Below are 15,471 nucleotides of genomic sequence, written 5' to 3'. Positions count from 1 at the left end.
GCCCGCGTCGAGGGCGCGCGCCACGCGCAGCCGCTCGTCGGCGTTCCACGCCGTCGTGAAGCCGCCGTCGACGAAGGTGCGCAACGCCTCGTCGGCCCCGGCCAGGGCTGCCTGCGCGGCGCTCTTCAGGGCCGGGCCGTCGGTGCTCGCGAGCACCTGCGCGGAGGCGCGGTAGTCGGCGGCGAGCGCCTGGTCGAAGCCGGCGTCGACGAACGCCCGGAGATCGGCGTCGGACCCGAGGAGCGCGGTCTCGGCTGCGCGCCGTACCGACGGCGTCCCCGCCCCCAGGAGGGACACGACCCATGTCCGGTCACCCCCAGCCACCGGCGGGTCCGCCGCGGCGGCGGGAGCGCCCCCCAGCGTGAGACCGAGCACGACTGCCACCACACCGGCGACCGACGACCGCATCCCCCAGCGCGCCACAGAATCCCCCTCCGGAGCGACGTTGTGACAGACGTTGTCACAGCGGTCGCACTCATCAAGCCGTGCATGCACCCCGTGCTCAGCGCTCCGTCGCGGCCCGCCTCAGCCCGAACGTCCTCCGGGACGTGCGCGCTGACGTGCAGCAACGTGGTGCAGACACGAGTGAAGGGTGCGCCCGGCAGCACGACGGCGTACTGGCGCACCGTCATGCTGCTCCCGAGAGACACACCCCTCGGCGTCGGATGTTAACGGGTCGATGACTGTCTGCGGGCCGATTTGGCGGGTTCCGTGCGAAGCGATTCGGAAGCGTCCGGCGGGCCTCCCTCGGTAGCGCCCGTGCCCTGCGCATCCGGCTGACGAGCTGACCAGGGAAGACAGCCGAGAGCCGCGGGCAGCCGGACGATGCCTGAGGTCGCGCGACGCGCGCAGACCCGTTCGTCCGGCCGGTGTGGGCGGGGGCGGGCACGATGGGCCCATGCGCCTGCCCGTGATGCCGCCCGTCGCGCCGATGCTCGCGAAGTCCGTCCCTGCGATCCCCGACGTGGGGCACGTCGAGCCGAAGTGGGACGGCTTCCGGACGATCGTCTTCCGCGACGGCGACGAGGTCGAGCTCGGCAGCCGCAACGAGAAGCCGATGACGCGCTACTTCCCGGAGCTCGTCGAGGCGATCAAGGCGAACACCCCGGAGCGCTGCGTGCTCGACGGGGAGATCGTCGTGGTCACCGGCGACCGGCTGGACTTCGACGCGCTGCAGCAGCGCATCCACCCGGCGGCGAGCCGCGTGAAGCTGCTGAGCGGGACGACGCCCGCGAGCTTCGTGGCGTTCGACCTGCTGGCGCTGGGCGACGACGACTGGACGCAGCGCCCGTTCGGCGAGCGGCGTGCGGCGCTCGTGGACGCCTTGAAGGACGCGCACGACCCCGTCTTCGTGACGCCCGCGACGGGCGACCTCGCGGAGGCGCAGGACTGGTTCACCCGGTTCGAGGGTGCGGGACTCGACGGGGTCGTCGCGAAGCCGCTCGACGGCACGTACCAGCCGGACAAGCGGGCCATGTTCAAGATCAAGCACGAGCGGACCGCGGACTGCGTGGTGGCGGGGTTCCGCTGGCACAAGTCCGGCGACGTCGTGGGGTCGCTGCTGCTCGGGCTGTACAACGAGGCGGGCGACCTGCAGCACGTGGGCGTGAGCGCGTCGTTCCCGATGGCGCGGCGCAAGACGCTGCTCGACGACCTCGCGCCGTACCGGGACGTGTCCCTCGCGGAGCACCCGTGGGGTCGCTGGGCGGACGCCGAGGCGCACGCGGGCAACCGGCTGCCGGGGGCGGTGAGCCGCTGGAACGCGACGAAGGACCTGTCGTTCGTCCCGCTGTCGCCCGAGCTCGTGGTCGAGGTCGCGTACGACCACATGGAGGGTGACCGGTTCCGGCACACGGCGCAGTTCCGCCGCTGGCGCCCGGACCGCGACCCCGAGTCGTGCACGTACGCGCAGCTCGAGACGCCGGTGACGTTCGACCTCGCGGAGATCCTCGGGACGCGCTGACGCCGACGGTCCGCCGGCAGGGACGCCTCCGCCCGGGGGTCAGCGAGCGAAGCGGCGGACCGCGTCGAGGACCGCGTCGGGCAGGTCCGGGTCGGCGAGGACGCGGAAGTGACCCGGCGTCCGCAGCTCGACGTTCTGCGCGCCGGCGAGCATCGACCCCTCGGGCACGTGCGGGTCCCAGCGCGAGAAGACGGAGACGATTCGCTCGTCGACGTCGACGACGCGCGCGAGCCCGACGATGTCGGGGTGGTCGGGCCGGAAGATGCGGATGGACCGCAGCGGGAGGAGGCGCGCGAGCCGCGAACCGGCGAACGGCGTGGCGACGGCGACGACGCCGCACACCCGGTCGGCGACGGCGGGCTCGCTGAGCAGCCGCTTGCCGACGAGCCCGCCCTTGGAGTGCGCGACGACGACGACGTCGCGCAAGTCGCGGTCGAGGATCAGCTCGGCGACGACCCGGGCGGCCTCGGCGAGGTCCTGCACGTGGTAGCCGAGGCCGGGCACGACGTGCACGGGGTGCCCGGCCTGGAAGAGCCGGTGCGCGAGCGGCTGGAGGAACGGCCACGGCTCCATGACGCCGGGCACGAGCACGACCTCGGGCGTCGTCGGCCGGTAGGGCTGCAGGTAGCGGTCGGGCTCGCCGGGGTGCAGCACGCCGAGCACCTGGTACCACCCCGCGTAGGCGTAGTCGGCGACGCGCCACCAGGTGCGCCGCACGACGTCACCCGGCAGGGCGCGGCCGAGGGCGTCGCTCCCGGGCCGGTCCGGCGGCGGCGGCGGCGGCGGCGGCGGCGAGGATGTCACGGCCGGACCCCGTGAGCCCCGCTCGACGTCCCGCCGCGGCAGATCTCGGCGACGACAGCCGCCTGGACGTACTGCACGACGTGCGCGGCCTCCGGCACGACGAGCGCGCGGCCGTCGGGGGCGGTGTCGGCGAGCCGTCGGACCCACGCGTCGGTCGCGATCGGGTCGTGCGCGCCGCGCACGACGACCACCGGGCAGCGGATCTCGGCGACCGCGGCGTCGGTCGCGAAGTCGAGCATGTGGGGCAGCTGCCGGGCGTACCACCGCACGCCCGCCCGCAGGTAGTCGGTGAAGACGATCGCGTTCGCGCGGAGCGGCTCGTGCACGGAGTCCCGTGCGAGACGCAGGGCCTGCGCGATGGCGGTGGGCGCGGTCGGGTCGACGACCGGCCCGAGCAGCACGACGCGCTCCGCGACGTCGGGATGCCGGCGCGCGGCCTCGGCCACGACCTGCGCGCCCATCGAGTGACCGGTGAGGACGGCGCGACGGACGCCGTGCGCGGCGAGCTGCTCGACGAGCCCGTCCGCGAGCTCGGTGATGCTGGGCGCCTCGTCCGGGCGGGGCGTGCGGCCGAACCCGGGGAGCTCCGGCACGAGCACGGAGGTGTCGGCGGCGAGGGCGCGTGCGAGGGGGCGGAAGTAGCGGGCGGAGACGCCGATGCCGTGCACGAGCACCTGCGTCGTCGTCCCACGGGGGCTGCCGTGCTGCTCGATCGCCCACGGGAGCGCCGGGGTGGTGCGGGCAGCGCTCGTGGTCATGCCCCGATCGTCGTCGCGCGCACGTGCGGACGCACGGCGAGGGACGCGTCCGGACGGGTGAGAAGGACCACGTCTCAGCGGTCGCGGAGCTCCCGCATGGCGCGCTGCGCCTCCATGTTGTCCTGCCGCTCGCGCAGGGCCTGCCGCTTGTCCCAGTCCTTCTTGCCGCGGGCGAGCGCGATCTCGACCTTCGCGCGGCCGTCGAGGAAGTACAGCGCGAGCGGCACGATCGTGTGGCCCTTCTCGCGCGTGCGGGACTCGAGCCGGTCGATCTCCTCGCGGTGCAGCAGCAGCTTGCGCTTGCGCCGCGGGGCGTGGTTGGTCCAGGTGCCCTGCGAGTACTCGGGGATGTGCACGCCGTGCAGGTAGGCCTCGGACCCCTCGATCTCGCACCAGCCGTCGACGAGCGACGCGCGCCCGGCGCGGAGCGCCTTGACCTCGGTGCCGGTGAGGACGACGCCGGCCTCGAACACGTCCTCGATGGTGTAGTCGTGCCGGGCCTTGCGGTTCGCGGCCACGAGCTTGCGCCCTGTCTCCTTGGCCACGTCCCGGCCTCCGTCCGTCGTTCGTCGAGCGGGGCGACGGACGCCGCCCGCGGCTCAGCAGTGCCGCAGCAGCCTACCCGCCGCCCCGGTGCCCACCACCGCTTTACGCCACCGGCGCAGCGGACGGGAGCCGCCGGACCGTCAGAGGCCGAGCAGCGGCCGCGGGTTCGTCGTCGCGCCGTTGACGTACACCTCGAAGTGCAGGTGGCACGCGGCCGACGTCCCGGTGTTGCCCGAGTAGCCGATGAGCTGCCCGCGCTCGACGCGCTGGCCCGTCGACACCGCGAACGACGTGAGGTGGTTGTACGACGCGGACACGGCGTTGCCGTTGACGAACCCGCTGTCGATCATCACCTGGTTGCCGAACCCGAAGCGCGTCTTCGCCCAGGTGACGGTGCCGGCGCGGCCCGCGTACACCTTGGTGTTGCAGTAGGTGCGCAGGTCGATCCCGGCGTGCAGGCGCACGTAGCCGAGGGTCGGGTGCAGCCGCATGCCGTACTCGGAGGTCACGTACATCGGGCTGATGCTCGTGGGGTTGCCGAACAGGCCTCCGCCGACGGGCCCGGGTGCGGGCTGCGGCCTGCCGGCGGCGGCGTCGCGTGCGCGCTGCGCCTCGATCGCGGCGCGCAGCTCGTTCTCGATGGCCTTGGCCTCGGCGTCCATCTGCGCGAGCGCGGCGGCGAGCGCGGACTTCTGCGACTCGAGCGACGCCTGCTGCGCCTGCTGCTCGGCGACGAGCGCGTCGAGACTGGCCTTCGCGTCCGCGGCGGCCTCCCGCGCCTGGTCGGCCTCGACGACCTTCTGGTCGGCCTCGGCCTTGAGCTCGGCGATGCGGTCCTCGACCGCGTCGAGCCGCGCCTGCGCGTTGCGGTTGCTGGCCTCGGCGGCCTTGAGCGCGTCGAGCACCTGCGCCTGCGTGCGCAGCGCGGTCGAGACGAGCCCGTACTTCTGGACGAAGTCCTCGGTGCTCTGCGCGTCGAGGATGACGCTGACGCCGGACACCTCTCCCCCGCCGCGGTACGCCTCGCGCGCCATCTGCCCGATCGCCGCGCGCATCTTGGCGGCCTCGTCGGTGTCCGTCTGGATCTTCGCGGAGAGCGTGACCTGCTGCTCCTGGGCGTCGACGAGCCGTGCGGCGATGAGCGCCGCCTCGCGCTGCGCCTTCTCGAGCGCGGCCTTCGCCTCGTCGAGCTTCGCCTGGGCCGCGGGGATCTGCGCCTGCAGGTCGAGCAGCCTGCTGGCGGTGGCCTGCAGGTTCGCGTCGAGACCCTCCATCGCCGCCTCGGCGTCGGCCTGCGCCTTCGCGTTCGCGGCCGCTCGCTGCTCGGCAGCCTTGCGGCGGTCGTCGATCGGGTCGGCGAGCGCGGGAGACGCGACGGCGATCCCCGCCACGAGCGCGAACGCGGCGAGCACGGCAGGCAGACGACGACGGGCCACGGTCACACCTTCGTGTAGCGGCTGAGGGTCACGAGCGACGAGATCGCCGCGAGCAGGATCGCGACGGCGATCAGCGCGGGCGCGACGGCGAGCACGTCGGCGGTGCTCACGTACGGGATCCATCCGACGGACGCCCCGAGCCAGTCGGTCACGAGGTACTCGACCCCCAGCCAGAGGCCGCCGACGGCGAGCAGCGCGCCGACGGTCGCGGCGAGCGCCCCCTCGAGCATGAACGGCAGCTGGATGAAGATGGTCGACGCCCCGACGAGCTTCATGATCCCGGTCTCGCGGCGGCGGCTCAGCGCGGACAGGCGGATGGTCGTCGTGATGAGCAGGACCGCGGCGAGCAGCATGACGGCCGCGAGCCCACCCGCGAGCAGCGTCGCGCGGTTGAGGACGAGGAACAGCTTGTCGAACAGCCGTCGCTGGTCCTGCACCTCCTCGACGCCCGGGCGCCCCGAGACGACGTCGGCGACGACCTGGTACTTCTGCGGGTCGGTCAGCTTGATGCGGTACGACGAGTTCATGTCGTCGGCCGTCGCCGCGGACGCCCAGAACTGGTCGGCGAACTGCTCCTGGAACGCGGCGAACGCCTGCTCCTTCGTCTCCTCGTACACGTGCTCGACGAAGGGAGCGATCTCGGGGGCGTCGAGCGCCGTCCGGATGTCGGCGCGCTGCTCGTCGGTGACCTCGCCCGACGCGCACGTCGGCTCCGACGAGTTCTGCGGGCAGAGGAAGACGGAGACCTCGACCTTGTCGTACCAGTCGTCCTTCATCTTGCCGATCTGCAGCTGCAGCAGCGCCGCGGACCCGACGAACGTGAGGGAGACGAAGGTGACGAGGATGACGGACACCGTCATCGAGAGGTTGCGACGGAGGCCCTGGGCGATCTCCGAGAGGATGAACTGGACGCGCACGGCTCCCCCTCAGCGGTCCGAGCCGTAGACGCCGCGCGACTGGTCGCGCACCATCTGGCCGGTCGAGAGCTCGATCACGCGCTTGCGCATCTGGTCGACGATCTCGTCGTCGTGCGTCGCCATGACGACCGTCGTGCCGGTGCGGTTGATGCGGTCCAGCAGGCGCATGATCCCCAGGGAGGTCGTCGGGTCGAGGTTCCCCGTGGGCTCGTCGCACAGCAGGATGCTCGGCCGGTTGACGAACGCGCGCGCGATCGCGACGCGCTGCTGCTCACCGCCCGAGAGCTCGTGCGGCCGACGCTTCTCCTTGCCGGACAGCCCGACCATCTCGAGCACGTCGGGGACGGTCGTGAGGATGTGGTGGCGCGGCTTGCCGATGACCTGCAGCGCGAACGCCACGTTCTCGAACACCGACTTGTTGGGCAGCAGGCGGAAGTCCTGGAAGACGGCGCCGATCTGGCGGCGCAGGTGCGGCACGCGCCACGACGACAGCGTGCCGAGCTCCTTGCCGGCGACGAAGACCCGACCGGCCGACGCCCGCTCCTCGCGCAGCACGAGGCGCAGGAACGTGGACTTGCCGGAGCCGGACGCGCCGACGAGGAAGACGAACTCGCCGCGCTCGACGTCCAGGGACACGCGGTCCAGCGCGGGGCGGGCGCCGCGCGCGTAGACCTTGGTGACGTTCTCGAATCGGATCACTGCACCGGTGCGGCCAGGGTCGGGGAACGGGGTGCTGCTGCTGGCCTCGTCGAGCGTAGGCAGCGGCGCGGGGACACCCCCCGTGTGACACGCCGCACGCATCCTGTGAGTTCGTCGCCCGGGACGACGACGCGCGGGACGACCCGGACGAACACCCCGAACCGGGCCCGTCCGGCGCGCGGGGCGGACGGGCTCAGCGGAGCAGCGGGGACAGCGGCGACAGCGACCGCGGCGTCAGCTCGGCGGTCGTCGCGCCCGTGATCGCGGCGAGCACGGTCTCGTGCGACACCGCCGCCGCGTCGAACGTCCCGTTGTTGCGCCCGTGCCGCAGCACGACGATCCGGTCCGAGACCGCACGCACGTCGGTCATGTTGTGCGAGATGAGGATGACGCCGAGCCCGAGGTCGCGCAGGCGCTCGATGTGCACGAGCACCTCGGCGGTCTGCGCGACGGACAGCGCCGCGGTCGGCTCGTCGAGCACGACGATCCGCGGGTTGCCGATCAGGGTGCGGGCGATCGCGACGGACTGGCGCTGCCCCGCCGACAGGCTCGACAGCGGCGACCGCACCGACGGGATCCGGCTGTTGAGGTCGCGCAGCACCTGGCGGGCGATCTGCTCCATGCGAGAGTCGTCGCGCGACGCGCCGACCCGCAGCTCGCGGCCGAGGAACAGGTTGGACGTGACGTCGAGGTTCTCGCAGAGCGCGAGGTCCTGGAACACGGTCGCGATGCCGAGCCCGCGCGCGGCGGTCGGCGTGGGGATCGTGACCTGCTCGCCGGCGATCTCGACGAACCCCGCGTCCGGGGCCAGCACGCCGGACACCATCTTGGCGAGCGTGGACTTGCCCGCCCCGTTGTCACCGACGAGCGCGACGACCTCGTGCGCGTGCACGTCGAGGTCGACGCCGACGAGCGCCTCGACCGCGGCGAACCGCTTGGTGATGCCGCGCATCGAGAGCAGGGGGACGTCGCCGCTCATCTGTTCACCTGCTCCCCGTCGGGCACGTGATACGTGCAGTGAATGACCATGGTGCGCCTGCGTCAACCCGCCGGGCCCTCATGCCTGTTCCACCAGGGCCACCTCGTCGGCGTCGACGCGCAGCGGGACGTCGGTCGACTGCAGCGCGAGGACGAGGCCGCCGAGCACCTCGGCCCGTGTGCCGAGCGACGCGCCGACGACCTCGAGCGGGACGAGCTGGTTGGGCAGGACGTGCCGGCGCATGGCCTCGCGCATCGGGCGCAGCAGCACCTCGCCCGTGTCGGCGAGCTCCCCGCCCACGACGACGACCTGCGGGTTCACGGCGGTCGCGAGCCCCGCGACGACCGTCCCGACCAAAGACCCGACGTCGGCGACGGCCTGCGAGCAGCGCTGGTCGCCCTCGTTGGCGCGCTGCACGACGTCGCGCAGCGCGAGCACGCCGTGGCTGTCGCGCAGCCCGCCCAGGAGGGGCGTCGCACCGGCGACGGTGTCGAGGCAGCCGCTGTTGCCGCAGCGGCAGGGTTCACCCGGGAAGCGCACCGGGACGTGGCCGATCTCCCCCGCCGTCCCGCCCGCGCCGCGGTGCAGCTGGCCGCCGATGACGATGCCCGCGCCGACGCCGTGCGAGACGCGCACGTACACGGAGTCGCCGAACTCGCGCGCGGCGCCGAGGGTCGACTCCGCGACGGCACCGAGGTTCGCGTCGTTGTCGACGTAGACGGGCCTCCCGAGGCGCTTGGACAGCACCTGGCCGACGTGCACCTCGTCCCAGCCGGGCATGAGGCCCGCGACCGAGACCATGCCGGTCGAGGAGTCGACGGGCGCGGGCAGCCCGACGCCGAGGCCGACGACGTCCTCGAGGGTCGCGCCGACGCGCTCGAGCAGGTCGACGACGAGGAGCGCGACGCGGTCGAGGCTCGTGTCGACGCGGTGGCCCGCGGGGAGCGGCAGGGACTGCTCGGCGATCACCTCGTGCGTGAAGTCGCCGAGCACGACCCGCAGGCTGCGGTGCCCGACCTGCACGCCGACCGCGAGACCCACGCGGCGGGCGAGCGTGACCATCTGGGCACGCCGCCCGCTGCGGGTGGTGTTCGCCGTGTCGACGACGCCCGCGGCGAGGAGCTCGCGGACGATCGTCGACACCGTGGCCTGCGACAGGCCGGTGGCGGTGGCGAGCTCGACCTGGGTGAGCCCGCCGTACCGCTTGACGGTCTCGACGACGAGGACGCGGTTGGCCTCGCGCAGGGACGACTGCGAGCCGGCTGCCGCTGCTCGCCTGCTCACGGGGCCAGAACCTACCGCGCCGTCGGGACCGTCAGGACGCTACTGCGTCCCGGCACGCCGCTTGTTGATCAGGTCGAACGCGACCGCGAGGAGCAGCACGAGCCCCTTGATCGCCATCTGCCAGGACGGGTCGACCGACATGATCGACAGACCCATGTTGAGCACGCCCATGATGAGCGCACCGACGATCGCGCCGGAGATCCGGCCGATGCCGCCGGTGACCGCCGCGCCGCCGATGAAGCACGCGGCGATCGCGTCGAGCTCGAAGTTCTGGCCCGCCGCCGCGATGGCCGCACCGGCACGGGCGGTCGTCACGATGGCCGCCGCGCCCGCGAGCACGCCCATGTTCACGAAGATCCAGAAGTCCACGCGACGCGTGTTGACGCCCGACAGGCCGGCTGCGAGGCGGTTGCCGCCGATCGCGTAGATGTGCCGGCCGAACACCGTGCGCCCCATGAGGAACGTGTAGGCGACGACGAGCACGCCGACGATGACGAGGACGATCGGGGTGCCGCCCGCGGAGAACGACAGGATCACCGTGAGGATGCCGATGCCGACCGCGATGAGCGCGAGCTTGGCGACGAACGCGCCGAGCGGCTCGACGTACAGCTCGTGCTTGCGCAGCGACGTGCGCGCCCGCAGCTGCGAGACCACGATCGCGACGATCGCGAGCGCACCGATGAGGAGCGTCACGACGTCCATGTTGTTGGCGAACCCGAGGAAGTTCGGCAGCGAGCCCTTCGAGATCGCGATGAACTGCGACGGCAGCCCCGCGACGGTCTCGCCGACGATGACGAGCGCGAGGCCGCGGAACACGAGCATGCCCGCAAGGGTCACGATGAACGCCGGGATGCCGACGTACGCGACCCAGAACCCCTGCCAGGCGCCCACGACACCGCCGACCGCGAGGCCGATGAGGATCGCGACGACCCACGGCATGTCGAAGTCGCGCATGGTCACCGCGACGATGCCGCCGACGAACGCGACGACCGACCCGACGGACAGGTCGATGTGCCCGGCGACGATCACCATGACCATGCCGATGGCGAGGATCATGACGTACGCGTTCTGCTGGAACAGCGCCGCGACGTTGTTGGCGAGCAGCAGCTTGCCGTCGGTGAGCACCTGGAACAGCAGGACGATCACGACGAGCGCGCCGAAGATGCCGTACTGGCGAGCGTTCCCACCGAGGCCCTGCATGCGCTGCGACAGCGGCACGCGCGGCTGCGACCCCGGAGGGGCCGCCGGTGCGAGGTTGGTGTCCGTGGTCATCGTGCCGTCACGTCCTTCTCCATGGTCATGTACTGCATGAGGCGCTCCTGCGTGGCGTCGTCGCGGGCGACCTCACCCGTGACCCGTCCCTGGCTGAGCGCGTAGATGCGGTCGCAGATCCCGATCAGCTCCGGCAGCTCGGAGGAGATGACGATGACGCCCTTCCCCGCGTCCGCGAGCCGGTTGATGATCCCGTAGATCTCGTACTTGGCTCCCACGTCGATGCCGCGCGTGGGCTCGTCGAGGATGAGCACGTCCGGATCGGCGTAGATCCACTTGCTCAGCACGACCTTCTGCTGGTTGCCGCCGGACAGCTTGCCGACGAGGGCCGACACGGTCGGCGTCTTGATGTTGAGCTCCTTGCGGTACCGCTCGGCGACCTTCTCCTCCTGCCGGCGGTCCACCACGCCGAGCCGCGCGAGCTTGCCGAGCGCGGAGGCGGACACGTTGTGCTGGATCGTGTCGATGAGGTTGAGCCCGAACCGCTTGCGGTCCTCGGTCGCGTACGCGATGCCGTGCCGGATGGCCGCCCCGACGTTCCGCAGGTCGATCTCCTTGCCGTCCTTGAAGACGCGGCCGCTGACGCGGGCGCCGTAGGAGCGGCCGAAGAGGCTCATCGCGAGCTCGGTGCGGCCCGCGCCCATGAGGCCGGCGACGCCCACGATCTCTCCGCGACGCACGTTGAGCGACGCGCTGTCGACGACCTTGCGGGTCTGGTCGATGGGGTGGTGGACGGTCCAGTCCTCGATGCGCAGGACCTCCTCGCCGATGTTCGGCGTGTGGTCCGGGAACCGGTTGTCGAGCGAGCGCCCGACCATGCCCCGGATGATCCGCTCCTCGCTGACCCTGTCGGCGCCGCGCATGTCGAGCGTCTCGATGGTCTTGCCGTCGCGGATGATCGTCGTGGTGTCGGCGATGGCCTCGATCTCGTTCAGCTTGTGGCTGATGATGATCGAGGTGATGCCGTGCTCGCGCAGCCCGTCGATGAGGCCGAGCAGGTGCGCGGAGTCCTCGTCGTTGAGCGCCGCCGTGGGCTCGTCGAGGATCAGCAGCTTGACCTCCTTGGAGAGCGCCTTCGCGATCTCCACGAGCTGCTGCTTGCCGACGCCGATGTCGACGATCTTGGTGTCGGGACGCTCGTCGAGGCCGACGCGGGCGAGCAGCTTCGCGGCCTCGGAGTTGGTCTTGTTCCAGTCGACGACGCCCCGCTCGGCCTGCTCGTTGCCGAGGAAGATGTTCTCGGCGATCGACAGGTACGGGCTGAGCGCGAGCTCCTGGTGGATGATGACGATGCCGTGGTGCTCGGAGTCCCGGATGCCCTTGAACTCCACGACCTGGCCGTCGAAGACGATGTCGCCCTCGTAGGTGCCGTGCGGGTAGACGCCCGAGAGCACCTTCATCAGCGTCGACTTGCCGGCGCCGTTCTCTCCGCAGATCGCGTGCACCTCGCCGCGGCTCACCGAGAGGTTCACGTCCTGCAGCGCGATCACGCCGGGGAACTTCTTGGTGATGCTCCGCATCTCGAGGATGTGGTCGGTGGTCATGTGCCCCTCGCTCGATGGTCCGTCACGGCCGTGCGGGCCGCCGGCGCGTGGTGTGCGCGCCGGCGGCCCGGGTCGGGATCAGAGACCGAGGTCCTCGGCCTTGTAGAAGCCGGACTCCACCAGCACCGACTCGACCGTGTCGGGGGTCACGACCTCCGGGTCGAGCAGGTAGGTCGGGACGACCTTGTTGCCGTTGTCGTACGTCTCCTCGTCGTTGACGTCGACCGTCTCGCCCTTGACGATCTGGTCGACCATCTTGGCGACCTGGTCACCCAGCGCGCGGGTGTCCTTCCAGACCGTCATCGACTGCTTGCCGGCGAGCATGTTGAGCACGTTCGCCTGGTCGGCGTCCTGGCCGGTGAGGACCGGGTAGCCCTCGCCCGGCGCGTAGCCGGCGCCCTCGAGGGCCTGGGCGATGCCGAGGGCCAGCGAGTCGTTGGGCGACAGGACGACGTTGACCTTCTGGCCGCCGCCGTAGAACGAGTTGAGGCGGTTCTCCATCTCGGCCTGGGCGGTGTCGGAGCCCCAGCCCTGGATGCCGATGGAGGCCCAGTCGTCGTTCGACGCGGGCGCCTTGCCGGACGGGACGACGAGCTTGCCCGCCTCGACGTAGGGCAGCAGGACGTCCCACGCGCCGGAGAAGAAGAACTTGGCGTTGTTGTCGTCCGGCGAGCCCGCGAACGGCTCGAGGTTGAACGGCCCCGCGGCGTTCTTGAGGTCGAGGGCCTCCTCGATGAACTGGCCCTGGAGCGTGCCGACCTTCTCGTTGTCGAACGTCGCGTAGTAGTCGACGTTCGGCGTGTCGTTGATGAGGCGGTCGTACGCGATGACCGTGATGTCGGCCGCCGCCGCGTCCTCGAGGACCGGCGCGAGGGCCGTGCCGTCGATCGACGCGATGACCAGGACGTCGGCGCCCTGGTTGATCATGTTCTGGATCTGGGTGATCTGCTGGTCGACCTTGTTGTCGGCGTACTGCAGCGTCGTCTCGTAGCCGTTGTCCTGCAGCAGCTCCTCGAGGTGCGAGCCGTCACGGTTCCAGCGCTCGAGGCTCTTCGTCGGCATCGCGATGCCGATGAGGGTGTCCTCGGCAGCGCCGCCGCCGGTCTCGTCGCCGCTCGGCTCACGCTCCTGGCTGCAGGCCGAGAGTCCGACGATCAGGCCGGCCGTGGCGACGCCGACGGCAACCTTCCTCCATGCAAAAGACATCGTTGTCCGCTCCCTGTTGTGCACCGTCCGGTCGCGTCGTCCGGGGCGTCACTGCCCGTCGACACCCGTGCGGACCACTGCCTGGCCCGCGCTGGCCGCGCGTCCGGTCATGTCGTTTGAATTCAAGACCCGAAGCCAAGCCCGGTGCAAGTTCCGTTACCAACCTGTGTCTTCCGGGCGCATGGATGCGCTCCCACGTACTCCGTGAGGGTTAACTTCACGATGCGAAGGCATCGGGTGACCTGAGCGACGACCTCGGGACGTCGGTCCCGGGGGCGGAGACGGCAAGCGCTCGCCGCGACGTCCCCCGGCAGGAGGGCGTCGCGACGAGCGCGTGCGGGCGTGCCGCGACGACGCCTCGGCGGGCGTCAGGCCCCGACCGACTGCGACCGGCGCCAGCGGATGCCGGCCTCGATGAAGTCGTCGATGTCGCCGTCGAACACCGCGGCCGGGTTGCCGACCTCGTGCTCCGTCCGCAGGTCCTTGACCATCTGGTACGGCTGCAGCACGTAGGACCGCATCTGATCGCCCCACGACGCCTTGATGTCGCCCGCGAGCTCCTTCTTCTTCGCGTCCTCCTCCGCCTTGCGGACCAGCAGCAGGCGGGACTGGAGCACGCGCAGCGCGGCCGCGCGGTTCTGGATCTGCGACTTCTCGTTCTGCATCGACACGACGATGCCGGTCGGGATGTGCGTCATGCGGACCGCGGAGTCCGTCGTGTTGACCGACTGACCGCCCGGGCCCGAGGACCGGAACACGTCGACCTTGATCTCCGACTCCGGGATCTCGACCGAGTCCGTGCCCTCGATCAGCGGGATCACCTCGACCGCCGCGAACGACGTCTGGCGGCGCCCCTGGTTGTCGAACGGCGAGATGCGCACCAGCCGGTGCGTGCCGGCCTCGACCGACAGGTGCCCGAACGCGTACGGCGCCTTCACCTCGAACGTCGCCGACTTCAGGCCCGCCTCCTCGGCGTAGCTCGTGTCGAGCACCGTCGTCGGGTAGCCGTGCCGCTCCGCCCAGCGCAGGTACATCCGCAGCAGCATCTCCGCGAAGTCCGCCGCGTCGACGCCGCCCGCACCCGAGCGGATCGTCACGACCGCCTCGCGCTGGTCGTACTCGCCGTTGAGCAGCGTGCGGACCTCGAGCTCGCCCAGGTCCCGGCGGATCCCCGCGAGCTCGACCTCCGCCTCGGCCAGGCTGTCCTCGTCCTCCATCTCGACGCCGAGCTCGACGAGGGTCTCGAGGTCGTCGATGCGGCCGCCGAGCTTCGCCACCCGGTCCAGCTCCGCCTGCGTCGCCGACAGCGCGCTCGTGACCTTCTGCGCCGCCTCGGGGTCGTCCCACAGGTTGGGGGCGCTCGCCTGCTCCGACAGGTCCGCGATCTTCGCCTTGAGCGCGGTCGGGTCGCTCACCGCCTGGATGGACTCCAGGGTGGTGCGCAGCTCGCGGATCTCGGCGGGGAAGTCGGTGGTGGCCACGACCGTCCAGGCTACCCGCAGTCGTCCCCTAGCCTCGGACCGTGGCCATCCGGGTGAGCGCGTACGCCGTCGTCGTCGACCAGCGCGGGATGCTCCTGTCCCGGCTCTCGCCCATGGTCGGCGTCGGCCCGAAGTGGACCATGCCCGGCGGCGGGATCGACCCGTACGAGGACCCCGCCGACGCCGCGGTCCGCGAGGTGCGCGAGGAGACCGGGTACGTGATCGCGCTCGACGAGCTGCTCGGCATCTCGTCGCTCGTCGTCGACCCCGCGCTCGGCCCGACGAACATCCCCGAGAAGACGCAGCTCCTGCGGATCGTCTACCGCGCGCACGTCGTCGGCGGGGACCTGCGGCACGAGGTCGACGGGTCGACCGACCTCGCCGCGTGGCAGCCCCTCGACGGGCTCGACGACCTCTACCGCGTCGAGCTCGTCGACAAGGCGCGCCACTGGGCGGGGCTGCTCCCCGACCCCGCCTGACCGACCTCAGCCCCGGGCGCGACGGTCCCCCAGCCCGTCGGACGCCGGCCCGCAAACCCGCCGCGCGCCGGTCCCCACTCCGCCGCGCGCCGGTCCCCCATCC

The 15,471-nt window shown here is 71.6% G+C and carries 14 protein-coding genes and 1 pseudogene; 2 read left to right on the top strand and 13 right to left on the bottom strand.

Annotation, left to right across the window (positions count from 1 at the left end):
- Positions 1–324: pseudogene (locus HGA02_RS01695) on the bottom strand (ALF repeat-containing protein); the annotation flags it as partial.
- A 574-nt stretch (positions 325–898) separates the two neighbouring features.
- On the opposite strand from HGA02_RS01695, the gene HGA02_RS01690 reads away from it, so the two are divergent.
- A complete protein-coding gene (locus HGA02_RS01690; protein WP_168676909.1) occupies positions 899–1,963 on the top strand; it encodes an ATP-dependent DNA ligase in 1,065 nt (354 codons plus the stop codon).
- A gap of 39 nt (positions 1,964–2,002) precedes the next feature.
- Here the strand turns inward: HGA02_RS01690 and HGA02_RS01685 are convergent, their stop codons facing one another.
- The 12 genes from HGA02_RS01685 to prfB form a co-directional block, all read right to left on the bottom strand.
- Positions 2,003–2,680 (bottom strand): esterase/lipase family protein, encoded by a 678-nt coding sequence (locus tag HGA02_RS01685; protein WP_343035201.1) that lies wholly within the window; start codon positions 2,678–2,680, stop codon positions 2,003–2,005.
- Between the two features lie 83 nt (positions 2,681–2,763).
- Positions 2,764–3,525, bottom strand: a complete 762-nt coding sequence (locus tag HGA02_RS01680; RefSeq protein WP_168676905.1) for an alpha/beta fold hydrolase — start codon at positions 3,523–3,525, stop codon at positions 2,764–2,766.
- A 74-nt stretch (positions 3,526–3,599) separates the two neighbouring features.
- A complete protein-coding gene (smpB, locus tag HGA02_RS01675; protein WP_124342253.1) occupies positions 3,600–4,070 on the bottom strand; it encodes an SsrA-binding protein SmpB in 471 nt (156 codons plus the stop codon).
- Between the two features lie 141 nt (positions 4,071–4,211).
- A complete protein-coding gene (locus HGA02_RS01670) occupies positions 4,212–5,507 on the bottom strand; it encodes a peptidoglycan DD-metalloendopeptidase family protein (RefSeq protein WP_168676901.1) in 1,296 nt (431 codons plus the stop codon).
- Between the two features lie 2 nt (positions 5,508–5,509).
- Complete coding sequence (ftsX, locus tag HGA02_RS01665; RefSeq protein WP_124342255.1) at positions 5,510–6,424, bottom strand: permease-like cell division protein FtsX; 915 nt, start codon at positions 6,422–6,424, stop codon at positions 5,510–5,512.
- A gap of 9 nt (positions 6,425–6,433) precedes the next feature.
- Complete coding sequence (gene ftsE, locus HGA02_RS01660) at positions 6,434–7,123, bottom strand: cell division ATP-binding protein FtsE (RefSeq protein WP_124342256.1); 690 nt, start codon at positions 7,121–7,123, stop codon at positions 6,434–6,436.
- Between the two features lie 193 nt (positions 7,124–7,316).
- Positions 7,317–8,102, bottom strand: coding sequence for an ATP-binding cassette domain-containing protein (locus HGA02_RS01655; protein ID WP_168676896.1), 786 nt, complete (start codon positions 8,100–8,102; stop codon positions 7,317–7,319).
- A gap of 78 nt (positions 8,103–8,180) precedes the next feature.
- Complete coding sequence (locus tag HGA02_RS01650; RefSeq protein ID WP_168676891.1) at positions 8,181–9,386, bottom strand: ROK family protein; 1,206 nt, start codon at positions 9,384–9,386, stop codon at positions 8,181–8,183.
- A gap of 39 nt (positions 9,387–9,425) precedes the next feature.
- Complete coding sequence (gene mmsB / locus HGA02_RS01645) at positions 9,426–10,658, bottom strand: multiple monosaccharide ABC transporter permease (protein ID WP_168676889.1); 1,233 nt, start codon at positions 10,656–10,658, stop codon at positions 9,426–9,428.
- The gene (gene mmsA, locus HGA02_RS01640; protein WP_168676887.1) at positions 10,655–12,202 is read right to left on the bottom strand and encodes a multiple monosaccharide ABC transporter ATP-binding protein; all 1,548 of its coding nucleotides are present in this window, start codon (positions 12,200–12,202) and stop codon (positions 10,655–10,657) included. The genes mmsB and mmsA overlap by 4 nt, the downstream gene beginning before the upstream one ends.
- A 78-nt stretch (positions 12,203–12,280) precedes the next feature.
- Positions 12,281–13,408, bottom strand: a complete 1,128-nt coding sequence (chvE, locus tag HGA02_RS01635; RefSeq protein WP_124344511.1) for a multiple monosaccharide ABC transporter substrate-binding protein — start codon at positions 13,406–13,408, stop codon at positions 12,281–12,283.
- 368 nt (positions 13,409–13,776) lie between these two features.
- Complete coding sequence (prfB, locus tag HGA02_RS01630; RefSeq protein ID WP_168676885.1) at positions 13,777–14,889, bottom strand: peptide chain release factor 2; 1,113 nt, start codon at positions 14,887–14,889, stop codon at positions 13,777–13,779.
- Between the two features lie 41 nt (positions 14,890–14,930).
- Between prfB and HGA02_RS01625 the strand changes: the two genes are divergently transcribed.
- Positions 14,931–15,368 carry an NUDIX domain-containing protein gene (locus tag HGA02_RS01625; RefSeq protein WP_168676883.1) on the top strand — a complete coding sequence of 146 codons (438 nt, stop codon included), beginning with the start codon at positions 14,931–14,933 and terminating at the stop codon, positions 15,366–15,368.
- Positions 15,369–15,471: the final 103 nt, after the last annotated feature.

The sequence above is a fragment of the Cellulomonas septica genome, assembly GCF_012396155.1.
Classification (GTDB): Bacteria; Actinomycetota; Actinomycetes; order Actinomycetales; family Cellulomonadaceae; genus Cellulomonas; species Cellulomonas septica.
This window is presented reverse-complemented; position numbering and strand designations above follow the sequence as displayed.

What these genes read in the sequence shown, in the direction of transcription:
- mmsB (WP_168676889.1), bottom strand. Translation starts at nt 10,658, where the DNA reads ATGACCACGGACACCAACCTCGCACCGGCGGCCCCTCCGGGGTCGCAG.
- chvE (WP_124344511.1), bottom strand. Translation starts at nt 13,408, where the DNA reads ATGTCTTTTGCATGGAGGAAGGTTGCCGTCGGCGTCGCCACGGCCGGC.
- mmsA (WP_168676887.1), bottom strand. Translation starts at nt 12,202, where the DNA reads ATGACCACCGACCACATCCTCGAGATGCGGAGCATCACCAAGAAGTTC.
- HGA02_RS01655 (WP_168676896.1), bottom strand. Translation starts at nt 8,102, where the DNA reads ATGAGCGGCGACGTCCCCCTGCTCTCGATGCGCGGCATCACCAAGCGG.
- HGA02_RS01680 (WP_168676905.1), bottom strand. Translation starts at nt 3,525, where the DNA reads ATGACCACGAGCGCTGCCCGCACCACCCCGGCGCTCCCGTGGGCGATC.
- HGA02_RS01690 (WP_168676909.1), top strand. Translation starts at nt 899, where the DNA reads ATGCGCCTGCCCGTGATGCCGCCCGTCGCGCCGATGCTCGCGAAGTCC.